Here is a 3,013-nt window from a genome sequence, read left to right on the forward strand (position 1 = left end):
TGACTTTAGTGCCATACAAAATTCCGCCTCAATCCAGAATTTTACATTGACGAGAAATTCTACTATCTCAAAAAATTCTGTTACCGTCATAAATTCTGCCATCGCGCCAAATTCCATGCAAAGGCAAAATTTAAAGCAGGCGCAAAATATTATCTCGCGAAATTTGGCGCCAAATTCTACCACCAATTCTATCCAAGCGTTTGACGACGGGCAAAATTCTGCTTCAATTCAAAACTCTACATCGGCGCAAAATTCCGCCGCCATGAAGACCGCCATAAATTTTGCTGCTGCGCCGAGTTCGGTGTACAAACAAAATTCCACCATCGCGCAAAATTCTATCCAAGAGCGAGATTTTGCCGATAGAGAGAATTCTGTTTCAGCGCAAAATTCCGTCCTAATTCAAAATTTCGACACTACCGCGCAAAGCTCCATTTCGCAGCCGTTATCTCCGCTTCAGATAGGTAAAATTCCAAACCTCACCCCCGCGCAGGAGCAAGCGCGTAAATTTGCCGAAGCCAATGAGACGTCGCTGATTTTCGGCGATACGGGCAGCGGCAAGAGCGAAATTTATATCGCGCTGATCGCGCAGGCGCTCGCTGCGGGCAAGCAGGCGCTGTTTTTGATGCCCGAAATCTCGCTCACGCCGCAGATGACGAAGCGGCTACAAAGCTATTTCGGCGAGCGGCTCGGCGTCTGGCACTCCAAAATTTCGCCCAAAAAAAAACGCGAGATTTTAGAAAAATTTAATGCAGGCGAGATCCGGCTTATCGCAGGCGCCCGCTCGGCACTATTTTTGCCCTTTAGCGATCTGGGTCTCATCGTCGTGGACGAGGAGCACGACGACAGCTATAAATCCGCCGCCGCGCCGCGCCTAAATGCCCGCGACGCCGCGATTTTCGTCGGCAAGAAGCTTGGTATCCGCGTGGTTTTGGGCTCCGCGACGCCCGCGCTTAGCACCTACGCGAAGCAGCCACACTTCCGCCTGCGCGGCACCTATTTTAGCAGCGACAAGCGCTTCATTTTCGACGAGAGCGAGACGGGGCTGAGCCCCAAAATTTTAACCGAGATCGAGCGTAGCCTCAAAGCCGGCAAGCAAGCAGTCGTGTTTTTGCCGACGCGCGCGAACTACAAATATATGGTTTGCGAAAACTGCGGGCAGATCGTGCGCTGTCCGTTTTGCGCCGTCGGGATGAGCTACCACGCGGACGATGCGGCGCTAAAGTGCCATTACTGCGGCTTTAGCATGTTTTACAGGGCGTCTTGCGAAAACTGCGGCGGCGAAGTGATGCAGGTGCGCAAGATCGGCACGGGCGAGCTTGCGGCACAGCTTGCGGCGCGTTTCCCGAGCGCCCGCATCGCAAAATTTGATCGCGACGAGATCACCACGCAGCGCAAGCTTGAGGCGCTGCTAAATAACTTCAACGCCCATAAAATCGACATTTTGGTAGGCACGCAGATGCTTAGTAAGGGGCACGATTACCATGGCGTCGATCTTGCGGTGATAATGGGGATTGACGAGCATCTGAGCTATCCCGATTTTAGGGCGCGCGAAAAGACGTTAGCGCTTGCGATGCAGGTGGCTGGCCGCGCGGGTCGCTCGGGGCAGGGCAGGGTCGTCATACAGACGCGCCAGAGCGGCTTTTTTAGCGATTATATCGAAAACTACGACGATTTTTTGCGTGACGAAGCGGAGTTTCGAGAGGGGCTCTATCCGCCGTATATGCGGCTTTTACGCGTGCTAATCTCGCATAAAAACGAAAAGGCGGCGAGCGAGATAATGAACGCCGCGCTTGAGCTTTTACGTCGCAAACAGGCGGGAGGTAGCGCGTTTGCTTTGCGTGACGGGCTGGATACAGGCTCGAAGCGAGCAAGTTTAAATGCTTTAAATTTAGAAAATACCGCAGGGGGCAGCAGCAGCGAAATATCAAATTCTAAATTTCAAAGCTCGGATTTGTGTGAGAGCAATGCAAATTTAAACCGCCAAAACGCTTCAAATTTAAAAAATGCCGCGCAAATTTCAGCTTGCGACGGGGACGCGGGTAGCGTAAATTTAAAGCCTGAAAGAAAGAGCAGTGCGCAAAATTTTATAAATTTGGCGGCCGAAAATACTGCCGAAAATTCCGCGCAGCATTTGAAAGAGAAGGCGAGCGAGAGCTTTGAGATCATCGGTTACGGTAAGGCGGGTATCGCCTATATCGCGTCGAAATTTCGCTTTGAAATTCTGCTGCGCGCTAGCTCGCACGTGCCGCTAATCAACGCCGCGCGCGCGCTTGAACATCTGCCCATTGAGATCGATATGGATCCCGTAAGCTTCGGCTAAGCGCGATTTGTAAAATTTTATTGACATAAGCCTTGCCAGCAAAATTTTGTGCAACGGGGCGATGAATTAATGCTAGAAAATAGATTTTGGCGGCGGTGGGCCTTGCTACCTTGTATAATCGAAAAAGGCGACGATTTGAAAAAACTACTTAGAAATTTTATGATTTTTGCGGGTTTTATCTTTATGTTATACACCTCCTATTTTCTATATTTTTATTCTAAAAGAGCCGAATATGCGGCTATTTTATTGCAAAAGGCGCTTAGGTATGAAGAGGAATTTTTTACTGAGAAAACACAAAATTTAGACCCGCCAGAGCAAGCCAAGCTACGGCATGAGTTTGAAAAAGAGAAATTAAAACTAGAAAAATATTGCAGCGATGCCATAATAAACGGCGACAATAGCCATTGCAAGGTTTACTATAATCTCGATTTCGACTATATCCATTTTTACGACGGGCGAAATCAAGATATCGCGCTAGGCTACGACTTTGATAACGAAAGCATCGAGTTTTATAAAAAGCTATCAGATCACTATGATTACAAAGGCAAAAAATGCAGATCGCGCAGGGTATACAGCGAGCACCATGCGACATTTGCTATTGATAATTTTGAGTATGCGACGTTTTGGTTGGGAGATCATGGCGAATTTACCCTAAAAGATCCATATGTTCACGAATGTGAATAAACTTGATCG

2 protein-coding genes are annotated in these 3,013 nt (G+C 48.6%); both read left to right on the forward strand.

The genetic code is table 11. The features are described 5' to 3' along the window. The first annotated feature begins 115 nt into the window (after positions 1 to 115). Positions 116 to 2,320, forward strand: a complete 2,205-nt coding sequence (priA, locus tag Q0620_RS06415; protein ID WP_298783858.1) for a primosomal protein N' — start codon at positions 116 to 118, stop codon at positions 2,318 to 2,320. Between the two features lie 135 nt (positions 2,321 to 2,455). After that, entirely contained in the window at positions 2,456 to 3,004 is a 549-nt protein-coding gene (locus Q0620_RS06420) for a hypothetical protein (RefSeq protein WP_298783857.1), read from the forward strand. Positions 3,005 to 3,013 lie beyond the last annotated feature (9 nt).

The organism is uncultured Campylobacter sp., from assembly GCF_938017615.1.
Classification (GTDB): domain Bacteria; phylum Campylobacterota; class Campylobacteria; order Campylobacterales; family Campylobacteraceae; genus Campylobacter_B.

Excerpts from the sequence above, each read along its gene's own strand:
- priA (WP_298783858.1), top strand. The coding sequence starts at position 116 with ATGCAAAGGCAAAATTTAAAGCAGGCGCAAAATATTATCTCGCGAAAT.